The sequence below is a fragment of the Roseburia hominis genome (assembly GCA_040702975.1).
Classification (GTDB): domain Bacteria; phylum Bacillota; class Clostridia; order Lachnospirales; family Lachnospiraceae; genus Allocoprococcus; species Allocoprococcus hominis_A.
Genome location: CP159990.1, coordinates 3410660 through 3428450 on the forward strand (window position 1 = coordinate 3410660; position 17791 = coordinate 3428450).

General features: G+C 44.0%; 13 protein-coding genes, 1 other RNA gene and 1 other annotated feature. Of the genes, 6 read left to right on the forward strand and 8 right to left on the reverse strand.

Translation table 11 applies throughout. From position 1 onward, the window contains the following. Positions 1-79 precede the first annotated feature (79 nt). A complete protein-coding gene (locus ABXS75_15765) occupies positions 80-910 on the forward strand; it encodes a M15 family metallopeptidase (GenBank protein XCP84496.1) in 831 nt (276 codons plus the stop codon). A 7-nt stretch (positions 911-917) separates the two neighbouring features. Here the strand turns inward: ABXS75_15765 and queA are convergent, their stop codons facing one another. From queA to pheS, 3 genes are all read right to left on the reverse strand, one after another. Then, positions 918-1943, reverse strand: a complete 1026-nt coding sequence (gene queA / locus ABXS75_15770; protein ID XCP87176.1) for a tRNA preQ1(34) S-adenosylmethionine ribosyltransferase-isomerase QueA — start codon at positions 1941-1943, stop codon at positions 918-920. A 15-nt stretch (positions 1944-1958) separates the two neighbouring features. Then, positions 1959-4379 carry a phenylalanine--tRNA ligase subunit beta gene (gene pheT, locus ABXS75_15775; GenBank protein XCP84497.1) on the reverse strand — a complete coding sequence of 807 codons (2421 nt, stop codon included), beginning with the start codon at positions 4377-4379 and terminating at the stop codon, positions 1959-1961. Positions 4380-4811: 432 nt separating this feature from the next. Then, positions 4812-5831 carry a phenylalanine--tRNA ligase subunit alpha gene (pheS, locus tag ABXS75_15780; GenBank protein ID XCP84498.1) on the reverse strand — a complete coding sequence of 340 codons (1020 nt, stop codon included), beginning with the start codon at positions 5829-5831 and terminating at the stop codon, positions 4812-4814. A 296-nt stretch (positions 5832-6127) separates the two neighbouring features. Between pheS and ABXS75_15785 the strand changes: the two genes are divergently transcribed. The 3 genes from ABXS75_15785 to ABXS75_15795 all read left to right on the forward strand — a co-directional run bounded on the left by ABXS75_15785 (position 6128) and on the right by ABXS75_15795 (position 11715). Continuing rightward, positions 6128-7399, forward strand: a complete 1272-nt coding sequence (locus ABXS75_15785; protein XCP84499.1) for an IS110 family transposase — start codon at positions 6128-6130, stop codon at positions 7397-7399. A gap of 218 nt (positions 7400-7617) precedes the next feature. Further along, positions 7618-7840, reverse strand: a binding site (T-box leader). Positions 7841-8414: 574 nt separating this feature from the next. Then, positions 8415-10421: an amino acid permease gene (locus ABXS75_15790; protein ID XCP84500.1), complete on the forward strand. Its 2007-nt coding sequence runs from the start codon at positions 8415-8417 to the stop codon at positions 10419-10421. 79 nt (positions 10422-10500) lie between these two features. Then, positions 10501-11715: an IS256 family transposase gene (locus ABXS75_15795; protein ID XCP84501.1), complete on the forward strand. Its 1215-nt coding sequence runs from the start codon at positions 10501-10503 to the stop codon at positions 11713-11715. A gap of 432 nt (positions 11716-12147) precedes the next feature. Here ABXS75_15795 and ABXS75_15800 read toward each other — a convergent pair whose 3' ends face one another. Then, positions 12148-13050 (reverse strand): Rpn family recombination-promoting nuclease/putative transposase, encoded by a 903-nt coding sequence (locus ABXS75_15800; GenBank protein XCP84502.1) that lies wholly within the window; start codon positions 13048-13050, stop codon positions 12148-12150. A 490-nt stretch (positions 13051-13540) separates the two neighbouring features. Beyond that, positions 13541-14356, reverse strand: a complete 816-nt coding sequence (locus tag ABXS75_15805; protein XCP84503.1) for a hypothetical protein — start codon at positions 14354-14356, stop codon at positions 13541-13543. Positions 14357-14546: 190 nt separating this feature from the next. Between ABXS75_15805 and ABXS75_15810 the strand changes: the two genes are divergently transcribed. Beyond that, entirely contained in the window at positions 14547-14702 is a 156-nt protein-coding gene (locus ABXS75_15810) for a toxin-antitoxin system protein (GenBank protein ID XCP84504.1), read from the forward strand. 183 nt (positions 14703-14885) lie between these two features. On the opposite strand, the gene ABXS75_15815 is transcribed toward ABXS75_15810, so the two are convergent. Next, positions 14886-15986 carry a protein kinase gene (locus ABXS75_15815; GenBank protein XCP84505.1) on the reverse strand — a complete coding sequence of 367 codons (1101 nt, stop codon included), beginning with the start codon at positions 15984-15986 and terminating at the stop codon, positions 14886-14888. 77 nt (positions 15987-16063) lie between these two features. Here ABXS75_15815 and ABXS75_15820 point away from each other — a divergent pair, with 77 nt between their 5' ends. Further along, positions 16064-16495, forward strand: a complete 432-nt coding sequence (locus ABXS75_15820) for a helix-turn-helix transcriptional regulator (protein XCP84506.1) — start codon at positions 16064-16066, stop codon at positions 16493-16495. Positions 16496-16570: 75 nt separating this feature from the next. Here ABXS75_15820 and ABXS75_15825 read toward each other — a convergent pair whose 3' ends face one another. Then, complete coding sequence (locus tag ABXS75_15825; GenBank protein ID XCP84507.1) at positions 16571-17389, reverse strand: YihY/virulence factor BrkB family protein; 819 nt, start codon at positions 17387-17389, stop codon at positions 16571-16573. A gap of 221 nt (positions 17390-17610) precedes the next feature. Beyond that, positions 17611-17791, reverse strand: a non-coding RNA gene (gene ssrS, locus ABXS75_15830) — 6S RNA.

Here is a 17791-nt window from a genome sequence, read left to right on the forward strand (position 1 = left end):
TTTGATGCAGAACAGATACCGTTTTAAAGCCTTTCCTTTTTATGATGAATCTGTGATAAAAGGAAAGGAGATTTTATACATGTACAGAGAAATTCAAAAGAAATACGGACAGAAAAATCGAAGAAAGGATCTATGGATACTTAAAATGTGTCTTTTGATTATTTTTTGTTTCGTATGTGTGTATCTTGCGCTCCCCTACGTTCAAAAAGCCGGCATTTTCCGCAAATTCCCAAGTAGTAAATCCGCAAATACCAAAACCGCTAACAACAAAGCCACAAACAATAATAGCACAAATAGTAATGCCGCCAATACCGAAAACGGACTGAGCTCCGCTGACAGCCAAGACTCAGAAGATGACTGGAAACTGCTCCTTGTAAACCCCTGGAACGCCCTTCCGGAGAATTATTCGGTGAATTTGACCCGGCTTCAGAACGGCCATTCTGTAGACGAGCGCTGCTATCCGGCTCTGCAGGATATGATGGACGCCTGCCGGGCAGCGGGATATAACCCCCTCATCTGCTCCTCCTACCGTACCTGGGATTATCAGGAAAATTTGTACAATAAGGAAGTCAATGCACAGATTGCACTGGGGTATTCCAAAGAAGAAGCCAAAGAAGTCGCGGCAACGATGGTGGCGATTCCCGGGTACAGTGAACACCAGCTCGGTCTGGCTGTCGACATCGTCGATAGAGACTATCAGCTCCTTGATAAAGCGCAGGAAAATACGGCCGTCCAGAAATGGCTGATGGAGCACTGCTGGGAATATGGTTTTATCCTTCGCTACCCAAACGACAAAAGCGAACTTACCGGCGTCATTTATGAGCCATGGCATTACCGGTATGTCGGCAAAAAGGCAGCGAAGGAAATCATGAAGGCCGGAATTTGCCTGGAGGAATATTTGGGGCAGTAGATCGTATTTATTTTATAAACATCGCATCCCCAAAGCTAAAGAACCGATACCGCTCTTTAATCGCTTCTTCATACGCCGCCAGCACATGCTCCCGGCCTGCGAGGGCCGAAACTAGCATGATCAGTGTGGATTCCGGCAAATGGAAATTCGTGATCAGGCAGTCCAATACTTTGAACCTATACCCCGGGTAAATGAAGATCTCGGTCCAGCCGCTGCACTCTCTTAATCTTCCATTTTCATCGGCGGCCGACTCCACTGTGCGGCAGCTTGTCGTTCCCACGCAGATGACCCTGTGTCCGCTGTCCTTGGCCCGATTGATCTTCTGCGCTTCCTCTGCCTCGATCCGGTAGAATTCCGAATGCATATGGTGTTCCAGAATATTTTCCACCTTGACCGGACGGAAAGTCCCCAGGCCTACGTGCAGGGTAACGTGGGCGATATCCACGCCCTTTTCTTCAATCTCTTTTAGCAGCTCCGGCGTAAAATGAAGTCCCGCCGTGGGCGCCGCCGCACTGCCCAAATGCCTGGCGTACACGGTCTGATAGCGGTTCTTATCCTCGAGCTGGTGCGTGATATAAGGTGGGAGGGGCATCTGCCCCAGCCGATCCAATATTTCCTCAAAAATTCCTTCATAGGAAAACTGAATCAGCCTGTTTCCCTCCTCCACGACCTCCAGAACCTCTGCTTTCAGAATTCCTCCGCCAAAAATAAGCCTCGCCCCCGGTCTCATCTTCCTCCCGGGTTTTACAAGGGTCTCCCAGATATCGTGCTCCTTCCGTTTCAGAAGAAGGACCTCCACTTTGGCGCCGGTTCCTTCTTTTTCTCCGATCAGTCTTGCCGGAATGACCTTGGTGTCATTAATCACCAGACAGTCACCCGGCTCCAGATACTCTGCAATATCCCGGAAAATGTGATGCGAAGTCTCTCCTGTTTCTTTATCCAGCACCAAAAGCCGGGAGCCGGAACGATCCTCAAGCGGATCCTGGGCAATCAGTTCTTCAGGGAGATCAAAATAAAAATCCTCTTTTTTCAACATAGAATATCCTCTTTACTGTCTCAGCTCAATACCCATCTCTTCGAGCGCTTTCAGAATCTTCTTCATTGCGGCAGAGACGTCGGCCTCTTCCAGTGTCTTATCCTTCGCACGGAAGGTGATGGAGTATGCAACAGACTTGAAGCCTGCCTTGATCTGTGCTCCTTCATAAAGGTCGAACAGCTTATAATGCTCCAGATAAGCGCCGCCCTTCTTCTCGATCACCTCTTCGATCTGGCCTACGAGAATTTCTTTCGGCACTACCATACTGATATCGCGGTTCACTGCCGGGTATTTGGCAATTCCCTGATATTTTCTGTCGTAAGTTGCAAGCTCTACGATCTCCGGCATGTCGATCACTGCCACATAAGCTCTCTCGCCGATTCCGTAAGTGTCTGCCACCTCCGGGTGAATCTCGCCCAGATAGCCAACCACTTTTCCATCGTAAATGATGTTTGCCTGACGGCCCGGGTGAAGGAAATTCTTTCCCGCATTCGGATCGTAGGTCTCTTTTTTCAGAAGTCCTACCTTCTCAAAGAATTCTTCTACTACGCCTTTCATGGTGAAGAAATCGCCGTCTCCGTACATTCCCAGTGTGAACTGCATTCTCTCTTCCGGAAGTTCGGTAAGCGGTAGGCTCTTCGGCAGGTAAATATTTCCCAGCTCGTATAAGCGTACATTCTTATTTCTACGGTTGTAATTTGTCGCAAGAGACGTCAGCATTCCGTTCAGGGAAATGGTTCTCATGATACTGTAATCTTCCCCAAGCGGATTCATGATCTGAACGGTTTCGCGTGCTTTATCGTCCGTATCGAGAAGTAATTTATCAAATACCTTCGGACTTTCAAAGGAATAGGTCATTCCCTGGCTGAAACCGCAGAATTCCGCGATATTTCTCGCCGTCTCCTCCACTCTCAGCTTGAAGGACAGCTTACCTGTGGTAGCTTCCCCCTTCGGGAGTGTAGTCGGAATGTTGTCATAGCCATAGAATCTTGCCACTTCCTCCGCCAGATCGGCCAGACGGAACAGGTCGTGACGGAAGGTCGGCGCGATTACTTCTTTTGTCTCTGCGTCATATCCCAGACCAAGTTTCTCAAAATATCCAAGCATCTCTTCCTCCGGGATATCGGTTCCCAGAAGAACGTTGATCTGCTCTGCGTCAAATGGTACTCTTACCGGCTCTTTCTTCTTGCCGTAAACGTCGACCATACCGCCGACAACTTCTCCGGCGCCCATCTCTTCTACAAGCTGGCACGCACGGTCGATGGCGTCCTTCGCATTGTTCGGGTCAAGTCCCTTCTCGAATTTGCCGGAAGCGTCTGTACGCAGACCTACCTTCTTGCTGGATTTACGGATATTTGTTCCGTCAAAGCAGGCAGCCTCAAAGAGCATCGTCTGTACATTATCTGTAATCATGGAATTCTCGCCGCCCATGATTCCCGCGATTCCGACTGCTTTTTCGCCGTCGCAGATCATCAGGACCGTGTCGTCCATCTCACGTTCCTGCCCGTCCAAAGTCACGAATTTCTCGCCTTTTTCTGCTGTGCGCACAATAATCTGATGTCCCGCGATGGTATCCAGATCATACGCATGCATCGGCTGACCGTACTCTTCCATCACGTAGTTGGTGATGTCGACCAGGTTGTTGATTGGACGGATTCCCACGGAACGCAGTCTCTCCTGCATCCATTTCGGTGAAGGTCCGATTTTAATATTCTTAACCACTCTTGCGCAGTAGCGCGGGCAAAGGTCTGTATTATCTACTCTTACTTTGATATAATCATTTACGTCTTCGTCATTTCCGGTAGGCGTCACCACTGGCGGATAGAATTTCTTGCGGAAGGTCGCCGCCGCTTCCCTTGCGATTCCAATCACACTAAAACAGTCTACACGGTTTGAGGTAATCTCATATTCAAATACTACATCGTCAAGTCCCAGAGCTTTGATTGCGCTCTCGCCTACTACTGCGTCTTCTCCGAAGATGTAGATTCCATATTCCGGAGCTTCCGGATACATGTTTCTGTCAGATCCCAATTCCTCGATGGAGCACATCATTCCGCAGCTTTCAACCCCGCGGAGTTTTCCTTTTTTGATCTTAATGCCGCCAGCAACTCTCTGCCCCGGCTCGTGACCTCCTGCCACGCGTCCGCCGTCGAGAACGACCGGAATCTTGTCCCCTTCTTTGACATTCGGGGCACCGGTAACGATCTGTACGGTCTCATTTCCCACGTTTACCTGGCAAATGATCAGTTTGTCCGCGTCCGGGTGTTTCTCTATTTTCTCAATCTGTCCAATTACGATTTTATCTAAATCTGCATCCAATTTCTCGTAGCCTTCTACCTTGGTACCGGAAAGCGTCATCGCATCCGTGTACTCCTGAGCGGTAACGTCAAGCTCTGGAACATATGCTTTAACCCATGATAATGATGTATTCATGCCTTTTTCTCCTATCTATGCTTCTCTTTCTTTCACTTCACCCCGCAGTGCTAAGCTCGATTACGCTTCGCTTCTTCTCGCTTTCCGGGCTTCGCCCTATGCAGAAAGCCTGACAAGAAAATACTTTTATGCAAGCATAACGGGGCTTCTTTTCTTTCACTTCACCCCGCAGTGCTAAGCTCGATTACGCTTCGCTTCTTCTCGCTTTCCGGGCTTCGCCCTATGCAGAAAGCCTGACAAGAAAATACTTTTATGCAAGCATAACGGGGCTTCTTTTCTTTCACTTCACCCCGCAGTGCTAAGCTCGATTACGCTTCGCTTCTTCTCGCTTTTCGGGCTTCGCCCTATGCAGAAAGCCTGACAAGAAAATGCTTTTATGCTAGCATAACGCATTTTCTTGTCATTCTTTCTGCGCACTGCTCATTGCCAACGCTAAAACTGTTTCAAAAACCTTATGTCGTTCTCGTATAACAGTCTCATATCATCAATTTCGTATTTCAGAAGTGCGATTCGCTCGAGGCCTACGCCGAATGCGAAGCCGGTGTATTCTTCGGGATCGATGCCGCACATTTCGAGTACGTGGGGATGTACCATGCCGCAGCCAAGGATCTCGATCCAGCCGGAGCCTTTACAGAAACGGCAGCCTTTTCCGCCGCACTTGAAGCAGGATACGTCTACCTCCGCGCTTGGCTCGGTGAACGGGAAATGGTGCGGACGGAACTTAGTCTTGGTATCCGGTCCGAATAATTCCTTTGCGAATACTTCCAGTGTTCCCTTGAGGTCTGCAAACGAAATATTTTTATCAATTACCAGACCTTCAATCTGATGGAAGGACGGTGAATGTGTTGCGTCCACTTCGTCAGAGCGGAATACACGTCCCGGTGCGATCATACGGATCGGCAGTTTTCCCTGCTCCATCACACGTGCCTGCACCGGAGAGGTCTGGGTACGAAGTACGATATCCTTGTTGATATAGAAGGTATCCTGCTCGTCTTTTGCCGGATGGTCTGCAGGAATATTCAGCTTCTCAAAGTTATACAGATCATACTCCACCTCCGGGCCTTCTACAACTTCATATCCCATGCCGATGAAAATACGCTCTACTTCTTCCAGCGCGATCGTATTCGGGTGACGATGTCCCACGGTGTTCTTTTTGGAAGGAAGGGTCACATCAATCACTTCCTGTTTCAGCTTTTCTGCGCGGATAGCTGCTTCCATCTTCTTTTTGGTATCTTCAAGGATTTCCTCAATGGCAGCTCTGGTCTCATTTACCAGCTGACCTACCTTCGGGCGCTCCTCCGGCGCTACATCCTTCATACCTTTTAATACTGCGGTCAGTTCTCCTTTTTTACCAAGGAACTTCACCCGCACCTCATTCAATTTTTCCGGGACATCAGAAGCCTCGATCTGTCTTAACGCTTCTTGTTTGATGCTCTCAAGTCTCTCTTTCATGGTTTTTATCATTCCTTTCGCTTCGCTCAAGGCACAAACAAGACATGAAAAAGCTTGTTGTGTCTCTCCTCCACTTTGTTTATAATGGTCTTAGGAATAGCAATACACTACAGAGCACGGAAGGAGGAGTGGCGAATTTATTTCGACCCCGTATGGTTATATGTGCCGTCATCCTTTCAAGCACAAACAAGTGGGACTTTGAGCCCGGACTCTTATCATTGGTAATAAACCATGTTTATTCAGTCGCAGGATGACAGTCAATGTTGCTATTCCTTTTTATTAAGGTGGTGATACTTATGATGAAGTTAAAATACTCCATCTGCTGTGGGCTTGATGTCCACAAAAACGTTATCGTTGCAACCATTGTAACTACCAATTCAGACGGAATATCCGAATATAACCAGAAATCCTTTTCCACCATCAATTCGGATATCCGGAAGTTTCACGACTGGCTTATCGGGAATAATTGCTATCATGTCTGTATGGAATCCACTGGAAAGTATTGGATTCCTATTTTTAATTATCTTGAAAATGACATTGACGTGTGCCTTACGCATCCCAAATATGTCAAAGCCATCAAGGGTAAGAAAACGGACAAAAAAGATTCCAAATGGATTGCCGACCTCTACAAATTTGACCTTGTCAGGTGCTCCTTTATCCCTCCAAAAGATTTTCGACAGCTCCGGGAAATCACAAGATACCGTTTTAAGCTGGTCTGCATGAAATCTTCGGAGAAGAACCGCATCCAGAACTGCATGACGGTTTCTAATGTTGGTATTGCCAGCGTACTGTCGGACCCTTTTGGCAAAACGGCAACCGAAATCATGTCTTACCTGCTGGAGCATACCGCTGATAGCATTGATGAAAAAGCCGTCCGCAAACTTATAAAAAAGGGTGCAAAAGCCAAGTCTGATGAAATCATTGAGGCTATTAAAGGCTACCGCATTGAAACAGACCAGGCCAAAAAGCTGGAACTTGCCCGCGGACATCTGGAATATCTGGATGATATGATTACCCAGACCGATGTAGAGCTCTATGTCCGCATAAAACCTTATTATGAATTTGTCGAATTCGTAAACACCATGCCAGGCATGACGGAATTGAGTTCTGCCATTGTACTTGCTGAAACAGGTGTAGACATGGACATCTTTGATGATGCCAAACACCTTTGTTCCTGGTGTGGTCTTTCCCCTGCGAACAATGAATCCGCCGGCAAGAAAAAAACTGTCCGAATTTCTAAAGCGGGCGATTATCTGAAACCAATGATGGTACAGTGTGCCCTTGCTGCAATCAAAAGCAAAAAACAGCCCTATTTTGCAATCAAGTATGGCAGGCTTAAAAAGCGCCGTGGCCACAAGAAAGCAATTATTGCAATCGCAAGAATGATGATGGTCTGTATTTACCATATGGTATCTGAAAAGAAGCCATTTACGCCTACTGACTATGAGGAATTGGTGAATCCCCAAAACCATGTGGAACGCGTTGTTCTAAATGAAAGCAATGTTTTCGCTTACCTTGAAAGCCTTGGTTATGATAGCTCTAAATTAGTAAAACGCAACGATAACTAATTCTTATTCAGTTTTATTGAATATTGTAAAAATGTGGGGATTATGTCCCCTTATTTAAGTGCTGCCAAAATCTACTTTATTTTTCACTCTTTCCTCCTTTTAGTTCTGTTTTTTGAACATAGTGGTATACCTTATGAAACGGCCGAATGGCCATACGGGATGCCCTTTGGGTATACCTTGTGGTATTTCTGTTATGAAACAAAAAAAATCCCGCCCCAAATAGGGACGAGAATCTCTCGCGGTACCACCCTGTTTCCTGCGTCAATACAACACAAGCACTCGGACTGCGTAACGTGCAGAAACGTCGTTTTCTACTCTGATTTCAAAAACGCAGCTCACGTGGGAAATTCGTTTCCTGCCTGAACCTGAGGGAACTTACAGCCGGGGATTCCCTCTCTCTGTCGGAAAACAGTGCACTACTGACACGATCATAGCTTTTTCCATATACCATAATATTCTATCATATGTTGCGAGGTTGTCAAGCTGTTTTGTTTAAAAATCCCCGGCTTTTTTTTGACCTAACTTTTCTGTTTCCGCATCAATTTCCGTGTAACCGCTTTTCATTCTTTGAATTGATGGCTGAATCGCCAGATTATATCGATATTCTTGATAATTACAATCCTCTGAAAAGTACCCTTATTATATAAGATCCCCCTCTCGCATGCAATCCGGCATATTTCACAAAATTGCAAAACCTAAAAAAACCTCATCAAATTTATTACTAAGGAAACAAAAACATAACTCCTTCCTCTTTCTTCTTAATAATCAATTTCAAGTCGCTCTATGTAATAGTCGCAATTGTTCCTTATGTTTAGCATTTTCTCCAAACATATTCAACAGAATTCAACATATTTATACCTTTTTCATGATTTTTTCTTGCAGATTTGCTCATCTTTCGATATAATATTTTCAAGACTTCATTCTATACTAAAGTCTATTTTTAATTCATACGAAAGGAAAACAACAGCGGATAACGGAGATCGTTTCTGTGAGTATGCTGTTGAAGGTGGGGGAAATGGAAAAAAAGAGTAAAGTTATGGTTCTTGATTTCTTTTGTATTGGATTCGGAGCGATTGTCGGAGTCGGCTGGGCTGTGTCAATCAATAGCTGGATGAAAGGAAGCGGCGGACCTCTTCCGGCAGCGACAGGCTATATGCTGGCGCTGGTACTGATGATTCCGGTCGCACTTTGCTATTGCGAGCTCTGTACTATGCTTCCGGTGTCGGGAGGCGGCATGGCGTATGCATTTAGGGCATTCGGAGATGAGATTGCATTCGTATCCGGCTGGGCCGCATTCGGAGCATTTATCACAATTATTCCCTGGGAGGCAATCTATGTCGTTGATATTCTAAGTATCCTGTTCCCGCAATTAAAAACGGGCAGTCCGCTCTACACGCTGGCCGGAGCAGATATTTACATCGGACATATTATCGTTGGAACTATTATTTCAATTATTCTCTTTTTCATCAACAGGAGAGGGGTTGCGGCCTCTGCCTCTCTGCAGCGATTCTTGTGCTTTGCACTGGTTGGTGCTGGCGTTCTGGCCATGATTTGTGCTGCGCTCAAAATTGATATCAACAATTATTATCCTTTATATGAAAATATGGGCTCCGGGTCCCATGATTCTTTTATGGGCGGGGCATTCTCTATTCTGGCCTCCGTTCCGTTCTTCCTGGCAGGATTTGAGACTATTCCCCAGGGAATCGAAAGCGCGGGCGGACAGGCCAAAAATGTCGGAAAGACGGTGGTACTTACCGTCATCCTATCCTGCATTTTTTATGCGCTACTTCTTGCCACTCTTGGCGGTGCACTTCCCTGGCAGGAATTCATCAATTTCGATAATCCTTCTGCCGCACTGTTGTTCCAGAAGCTTTACCCGGGCGCTGTCGGCTCCATACTATATATGCTCATTTTAGTTGGAGCTATCTGTGGCCTGCTTACAACCTGGAATGGATTTATGATGGCTTCCTCACAGATTCTTATGGCGATGGCACGGGTCAGCATCGTTCCCTATTCTCTTGCAAAACAGGATTCAAAATACAAAACGCCAGTTAACGCTCTCAAGGTCAGCCTTGTCGCCTCTCTGATCGGGCCTTTCCTCGGAAGCGGCCTGATTGGTTCTCTTACCAACTTCTCTGCCGCAGGCTACGTCGTAAGCTGGATGATTACGGCATTCTGTCTGATCAGGCTAAGACGTACCGAGCCGGACCTTGAGCGCCCGTATCGCATTCCCGGCGGCACCGCGACTGCATGGTTTGCCGGCATCAGCATGGCCGTACTTCTTGCACTGCTTTTCATACCGAATCAGCCTGTCTTCATGGGGAAAATGACGATTGCCATATTCTTCGGCTGGATGCTGATCGGTGTTGTTCTTTACATTTTAGATTACAGACAACGTCAGCGATATTCTAAACTAAAAAGAGCCACCTTCCTTTTTGCAAGTATGGCTGCATCAGATGTCAATATTCCGGAATTCGCAGGCATTTTCGAGGATGACTATCGAATCATGTCCTTCCTCGTTCCAAATGACGCCGACTATCGAGGGCAAAGCTTGATGGAACTTGGCTGGGGCCAGAGACAGAATATCCTTATAATTAAAATTGAACGTAAAACAGAAATGTTGATTCTCCCAACAGGAAAAACGACTCTCCAGGCCGGCGACAGAGTCTTCGCCGTCGGACTCAGAAAAACGATTCAAAAATTCAGTAATTACTACGATGTCGGTCCTAAATATACCGTCAGCAGCCTGAGAGATTTTATGGGCCTGGGAGATACAGAAAGACAGTCGCCACTGATTTGTGTTGAGATGAAAGTTAGAGGTATAGAGCCCTACTGCGGCAAGCAGCTCAAATACACCGGTATCCAATCAGAAGAGCATTGTATGGTAGTCGGAGTCAAACGAGCTGGCAATACAATCATGATGCCCGATGCAAATACCGTAATTCAAAAAGACGATATCCTCTGGGTCATGGGCGCGGAGGAAGATCTTGAACATCTAAAATCACTCGGTAGTGTAAAATAGTTTGTGTTTTTTGGTAAAAAATGGCTCCTTTTTGGTAAGAATTCAGATATGACAATTCTTATCGAAAAGGAGTATTTTTATGGCAGTAGCAAAGGAACAAATTCGACAGATTATCTCAGAAAATAACATCAACAGCGTTGCAGATGTATATGCACTTCTCAAAGACAGTTTCAAAGACATCCTTCAGGAGCTTATGGAGGCTGAGTTGGATGCAACCCTCGGTTATGAAAAAAATCATAAAGGGGATTTGAGCACCGGCAATAAAAGAAATGGTTATTCTACGAAAAACCTGAAAAGTCAGTATGGTGAATTTCAAATTGATGTCCCGAGAGACCGCAATGGAGAGTTTGAGCCAAAACTGATTCCTAAATATCAACGGGACATTTCCGGGATTGAAGAAAAAGTGATTTCTTTATATGCCCGTGGTATGAGTACACGTGATATTCATGACCAGCTTCAGGATCTTTATGGAATTGAATTATCAGCAGAAATGGTCAGCAAGATTACTGATAAGATCCTCCCACAGGTCAAAGAATGGCAGTCTCGCCCTCTGAATCCGGTTTATCCTTTTGTTTTTATGGACTGCATCCATTACAAGGTCAGGGAAGACGGAAGAATCTTAAGCCGTGCTGCCTATGTGGTCCTTGGGGTTACTGTGGAAGGTTATAAAGATATCCTGAGCATTACAGTAGGTGCCAATGAGACCAGCAAGTTCTGGCTGGGGATGCTGAATGATCTGAAAAATCGTGGGGTAAAAGATGTTCTCTTTTTCTGTGTAGATGGGTTGCCAGGATTTAAAGAAGCAATACAGGCAGTCTATCCTCAGGCAGAGATCCAGAGATGTATCATCCATATGCTGCGTAATTCCTTCAAATATGTAAACTATAATGATTTAAAAAAATTTTCCTCCGATTTCAAAGCAGTATATAATGCCCCAACTGAAGCAGCAGCTTTGTCAGAGCTTGATGCCATTAAAGAAAAATGGGGAAAGAAATATCCCTATGCAATCAGTAACTGGGAAAACAACTGGGAAGATTTGAGTTCCTTTTTCCAGTTTTCAAATGATATCCGACGGATCATGTACACAACGAATATTATAGAGGGATTGAATCGGCAGTATCGGAAAGTCACGAAAACTAAAAGTGTATTCCCGAGCGATACGGCATTGGAAAAGATGTTATATCTTGCCAGTGAAAATGTAGTTAAGAAGTGGACACAGAGATATCGGAACTGGGATCAGGTATTGAATCAGCTGATTGTTTTATATGGAGAAAGGCTTACCGATTATCTGTAAATAGAAAAGGCAGGAATGGCAACGCTCCTGAAGCCCCCATTCCCGCCTCTCCTTTATTCCGTCGGCATTTGTATTATTGCCAAAAAATCCCAATCTTATTCCAGAGGTCGGGTGTGGGCAGAGCCCACAAAAGAGCAATAAGCACAATGCCTTGTTTGCTATGCAAAAAATCAAAAAAGATGTATAAAATCTTGCCAAATGGTTATATTATAAATAGAACAACTAATTCGACAACAGTAAAGGCATGAATTCGACAGCAAAATATTACATATCTAATTCTTATCAGAAAAATTCATTTTTTATAGACACAAGATTTTTTACGCCCTCAATCACTCAGTAACTCTTAGAAAATGATTTTAAAAACGTCGCACTTATAACTTACTTTCATAAGTGCGACGTTTTTTGGCCTCCAAATTAACCCTCTATCCCAGGCTATCTATCTTCCACCAGTTCAACAATCTGCTTCACCTTTTCTACCGTCACATCGCAGCTTGTGGCAATCTCTTCCGGGGTCTTCCCTTGAAGATAAAGTTTGAAAATCTTTATAGTACGCTCTTCACCTCGTTTTTCACCGCGTTTTTCACCACGTTTTTCGCCTAGTTTTTCTCCTCGCTTTTCTCCTCTTGCCAACGCGCTGGACATTTGGGTGTTATAGTCTTTTAAAGCCTTCTCCCTCGCCTCATATTCCAGTCTCTTCACATCGTCCGCACTGAGTTCCTCCAGCATCCGAAAAGCTTCATCCAGATATTCGCTCGTCTTTGCCATATTCACAAACTCCTTTCTGCTCTTCCCACCGAAAAAACGCATCCACTTGATTACTTCGCCTTCATTTTTCACCTGCTTTGACAACTTCGGCAGCTCCAAAATCTGAATCTCCATCAAATCACTATACACCTTACCAGTGTCTTTATCCATGAATACAATCTTTCGATAACACGTTTCGTCGTCAGGTATATGAATAAAATTCAGAATACTCACATGAATACATTTTTGTAGTTTTTCGTAGGATTCCCCTTTCTGAATCTGCTCCGCGTACATCTTGCTCAGATAAAAAATAACACGCTCTGTCCAGAATTCAAAATACGTCACCTGCATTTCCATGTCCATCTGTGTTCCATCCCCCAAAAACACCCGGACATCTAAAATGCCACTCTTATCGTCGACATATTCTTTTTTAAGAATCGTCGGAAAAAGTTCCGTCTTTTCGATTTCCTCCGGTGTCTTACCTAGCAGCGCTGCGATAAATCCTTTACGGACTTTTGGATTCTCCATCAATCCCTTGAAACAAAAATCTACGGTAGGTAACATAATAAAATCGTCTTTGTTCTTATTCATGCCAAACTCCTTTCCTGTCCGCGAAAACCGGCTACTTTCTAAAAGAAGTTGCAATCACAAGTACAGTATAGCATACTCCTTTCAAATCCAAAAGTACCCTCATTTCTTTCTATGCAAATTCTATACAAAACTTTTGGTTTCCGCTTTTAGCCTCCCTGCAACACCTTTTCTTTGAATTGATGGCTGAACCGCCAGATTATATCGACATTTTTTGATAATTACAATCCTATGAAAAGTACCCTTATTATATAGGACTCACCCCTCACATGCAATCCGGCATATTTCACAAAATTGCAAAACCTAAAAAAACCTTATTAAAATAGTTTTCAAAGTCATGAAATCCTATCTAATCCAGCCAAAACAAGGTCCGTCTCACCTTATTTTTCAGATATGCTTGGCAATGAAAAAACGGCTATTAGCCAACAAAAAGCCGCTACATAGCCGTTTTTCTATTTTCTATATATTAACCCATTCTACTACCAGAATTCTTCTACTCTCCTACCGGAACAAGCTGCACGGTTGTTCCTGAAATAGTAAGAGTCGTCCCCTCTGGAAACACGGCATTGGCAAATTCCGTGATGCCAAACCCATCTGCTCCCATAATCTCATTCAATCCACCATCATACATATTGGAGGAAGATACATTTCCTGATGTCCCAGTTGCTACAATTTTATAAGTTCCAGACGAAAAATCTGTTCCTGCCGTATAATTTCCTGCCTGCAAATCTATCGGTTTCCCTTCTCCCGTCGTTCTGCCAGTCACTTCCTGCGTCTGGGCATCCTCGGATACCATGTGAATCACTACCGTACTTCCTAAAGTAAGCACCACTCCTTCTTCCATTTTTAAACCATTAAAGCTTTGCTGACTAAATCCATCATTTTCAACTCCCATGACTTCATTCAATCCGCCATTATACATATTGGAGGAACTTACATTTCCACTCCCTGCTGTTGCAGTCAAATTATATGTACCTACCGGGATATCCTTTCCTGCTATATAATTTCCGGCTCGCAAATCCAGTTCATAATGCTCTTTGACTATTTCCTTCTTTTCTTCTTGCTTCTCTACTTTCTTTTCTTCCTTTTTGTTCTCACTTTTACCGGTTATGCTCGTACTTGTCTTATCTGCTCCCTGCTCCGAGTTTCCTCCTCCGGCAGCGGCTGCTATAATGAACACAGCTATCACACATATAACGATCCACTTCAATTTTCCTCCTTGTTTTTTCTTACAATTCGGACAAACCTTTGCCTTTTTCGGAATCTCCATCTGACAATACTTACACAATTTTGTTTGCTTATTTTCCATAATCTCTCTCCCTTTATTTGGGCGGTTTGAAACCAGCCTTTTAATCCTACTTTATACTGCTTTATCTTATTTAGTGGCATGTGTCAACATATTATCGTATATATTAAATGATAATAATGATAATTATCGCAGAAATTTCCTGTTCCAAAGGGAACAACCATTTTCTAAAAATATACAGCGAGGTCAACCAATGAAACCACTAAAAAACAAAGTCAGCATTACACTTGATTCCAATATCATTGAAGAAATAAAATTACTTGCCGAGCAGGATGATCGTTCCTTTTCGCAATATATTAATATGATTTTAAAAGACTATCTAAATCAGGCCAAAAATGCGAAGGAATAATCCCACCACACATACTGCACCGAGATGAAGGTCCACCGGACCTTCACTTAGGTATGCTTAGCAACAAAAAAGAAGCATATTGGAGTTCTCATGCTTCTTTCATTTTACCAATTTTTAATTTTTCTTTGGTATGCTGGCAGCATACTTTTACAGGCTGAAATAACCAGGCAGTCTTTTTCTATGTTAAAAAAACTCCACCGCTGCGCACACAAATGCCGCCGCCACTAAAAGGACAAAATATACCAACACATACCCAAAACCGCGAACCCACCATCTTTTGCTCTTTACCAATGGCAGGTTCTCACTGCATCCTAAATAATTGCACACAACACCTACAAACAGAATCTGCGAGATCCATATCATGGTCTGTTCGAATCGCAGAAGCCTTCCGGTCATTGCGATTCCATTTTTCTCAATCTCTAAAGAAAAGCAAAACCATGTAATGAATGCATATCCCATCACGGCGATCGCCATTTTCCATACCTTTTTACTCCGGAATCCCGGAAGCAGAAAATCCGAAATGCCCCGGTTCGGCCCTTCATTCCCGTACTGCTTTGACACAGGATATTGCCGATAAAGACGCACAAATTCCCTCTCGATTTCCTCCACCGACTGATAGCGCTCTTTTGGTTCAAGGCTGATGCATTTTCTCACTATCTTTTCCATTTTTCCCCGCACGATCTGCTCAACAGGGAATTTACCCGACAACATATAGTTTATAAGCACACCTAATGCGTAAATATCTGTGCGGTTATCCGTCTGAAAATATCCAAATTGCTCCGGTGCCGCATATTCCGCAGTCCCTAAAAGAACCGTGTCCCGATGCTGCCCTTCCCGAAATATCCTGGCTATATTAAAATCTATCAGCTTTACATGTCCTGTTTTGTCAATGATCACATTTTCCGCCTTCAAGTCGCGGCATATAATCATAGGAGTCGCGTGATGCAGAATCTTAAGCGCGCTGCACAGTTCCAATGCGATCTGCACCGTTTCTTCCTCTTCCATACATCTCTCCGTCAGGAGATCTGCGAGCGTCCTGCCCTCTATGTATTCCTCTATAATAATGATTTCATCTTTATCCGGAATACACTCATATATTTTCGGTATATGAACCGATGAGTTCTCCTTCAGATACTGATATACCGGAAACAATTTCCCAGCAGCTCTCTTTTCCACACAAATAATCCCGCTGATTTTATGTCTCTTCAAACGGATATTCTTTCTGGTATTTAGCGCCCCTAAGTCCTGATATTCTGATAATCGATATTCCTCATCTATACGCATAGCAATTCCACCCTTGCTTTTCTTCTCTCCAAATTATATGATATATGTAGCAGGAAAACAAGAAGGGAAACTTTTTTATGAATTACAAATCTACCAAAGAACTTTTAGACGAACTAAATTCCATTGACACGGTTGCCTCTTTAAATACGTTTACACAAAACGCCTCAAAATACAACTTAAATATTTCCTTTTCAACATACATATTTTATCATCTCGAAAAATCTGGCCTTACACAAGCCCAGTTAATCGAAAAGACACAGATTCAGCGCAACTACGCTTATCAGATTCTAAGCGGAACGAAGAATCCCGGACGGGATAAAGTAATTGCCATCTGTCTTGCCCTGTCACTTTCCCTGGACGAGACACAGCGCGCCCTGACAATCGCAAGAGAGTCCATTCTCTACCCCAAAAACAAACGGGATTCCATATTGATATTCTGTATTAATAAAAATTTATCCGTTTTGGAAACGAATGATTTATTGTATGAAATGCAGGAAAAAATCCTTTAAAGTTCCAGGCGGCCTATCTCCCGCCAATTCCACAACCTGCCCTATCGGCAATTTTTTTCTCATATTCCTGCACCTCTACAAATCATTTTTCTCCTGCCAGACCCGGTTTATAATCCCGCCTAAAAGCATCACATACATACAAAAATACAACCACAGCATCACCAGAATAATCGCCGTCATACTACCGTAAAGTCCGGAAAATCCTTTGAATATCGTTAAATACATCGAAAAAATAAAGGAGATCAGAAGCCATCCAATAGAGGTAAACACCGCTCCTGGAAGCTGGTATTTGATCTTATCCTTACGGTTCGGCAAAAACCGGTAGATCAAAAGTGAAAATCCAAGCATCATAAAGAAGGAAATCACCGTCCTCATCTGCAAAATGTAAGCCATCGTTTCCTCAAAAATTGGAAATTTACTGCTCACAAAAATGCTTATACTATTGCCGAAAACTGACAGCACCAACGCCACCACAATCGCCACAATAAATACAAATGTATAGATGGAAGCACGAATTCGCAGAATAAAATAGTTACGTGTCTCCCGAATCTCATAGACACAATTCAGTCCGGTATTCATCGCAAGAACTCCTTTCCCTGCTGACCAGAGCGCTACCAGAGCAGTGATCGGGATCACGGTCTGCGACTGATTATAGACCTGATTCACGATTCCCACGATAAAGCTCTGCATACTCTCCTCAGGGAAAACGAGGACGGCAGCCGTCATCACATCTGCTTTCGTGACAGGAGTATACTGTACGATCGCAAGCAGCAGCAAAATAATCGGAATCAAACTCAACATAAAGAAATAGGCAGACTGGGCTGCGTAAGCTCCCGTACGATTCTTTGAAACCAAACCGGCAAAATTCATGATTTTGTTTACTATTTTTTTCATGATCACACCTCCCGCCTTCGTCTGAAAAACTCTCATTCTTCCATTCTGTCGCCAATCGACGAAGAATTTTATCTTTATAGTCTACCACGATTTCCTAAAATTGGAAACTGTTTCTTTTCAGGCTGCTCTAAACCTTGTGAAACGGCCGAATGGCCATACGGGATGCCCTTGGGTATAATTTAAAAGACAGTTGCCGAAAGCAACTGTCTTTTTATCTTTGGTAGTCCCCCGGATATGCCGTTTTCCGTTTTTTGACTCCTAGCCACAGCTAGGTGGGCGACCGCATCCGCTTTTCTGCCTTCCCCTGCGCAATGAGGGCCTGACATATTACGGAGATATAGGAATCCCGTTTAAAGTTTTGTAGGTTCAAAAATACGGAATTCTCGTGCATCCCAGGTTTTC

What these genes read in the sequence shown, in the direction of transcription:
- ABXS75_15815 (XCP84505.1), bottom strand. Translation starts at nt 15,986, where the DNA reads ATGCGTATAGATGAGGAATATCGATTATCAGAATATCAGGACTTAGGG.
- pheS (XCP84498.1), bottom strand. Translation starts at nt 5,831, where the DNA reads ATGAAAGAGAGACTTGAGAGCATCAAACAAGAAGCGTTAAGACAGATC.
- ABXS75_15790 (XCP84500.1), top strand. Translation starts at nt 8,415, where the DNA reads ATGGAAAAAAAGAGTAAAGTTATGGTTCTTGATTTCTTTTGTATTGGA.
- ABXS75_15800 (XCP84502.1), bottom strand. Translation starts at nt 13,050, where the DNA reads ATGAATAAGAACAAAGACGATTTTATTATGTTACCTACCGTAGATTTT.
- ABXS75_15810 (XCP84504.1), top strand. Translation starts at nt 14,547, where the DNA reads ATGAAACCACTAAAAAACAAAGTCAGCATTACACTTGATTCCAATATC.
- ABXS75_15825 (XCP84507.1), bottom strand. Translation starts at nt 17,389, where the DNA reads ATGAAAAAAATAGTAAACAAAATCATGAATTTTGCCGGTTTGGTTTCA.
- ABXS75_15785 (XCP84499.1), top strand. Translation starts at nt 6,128, where the DNA reads ATGATGAAGTTAAAATACTCCATCTGCTGTGGGCTTGATGTCCACAAA.
- ABXS75_15820 (XCP84506.1), top strand. Translation starts at nt 16,064, where the DNA reads ATGAATTACAAATCTACCAAAGAACTTTTAGACGAACTAAATTCCATT.
- pheT (XCP84497.1), bottom strand. Translation starts at nt 4,379, where the DNA reads ATGAATACATCATTATCATGGGTTAAAGCATATGTTCCAGAGCTTGAC.
- ABXS75_15765 (XCP84496.1), top strand. Translation starts at nt 80, where the DNA reads ATGTACAGAGAAATTCAAAAGAAATACGGACAGAAAAATCGAAGAAAG.
- ABXS75_15805 (XCP84503.1), bottom strand. Translation starts at nt 14,356, where the DNA reads ATGGAAAATAAGCAAACAAAATTGTGTAAGTATTGTCAGATGGAGATT.
- ABXS75_15795 (XCP84501.1), top strand. Translation starts at nt 10,501, where the DNA reads ATGGCAGTAGCAAAGGAACAAATTCGACAGATTATCTCAGAAAATAAC.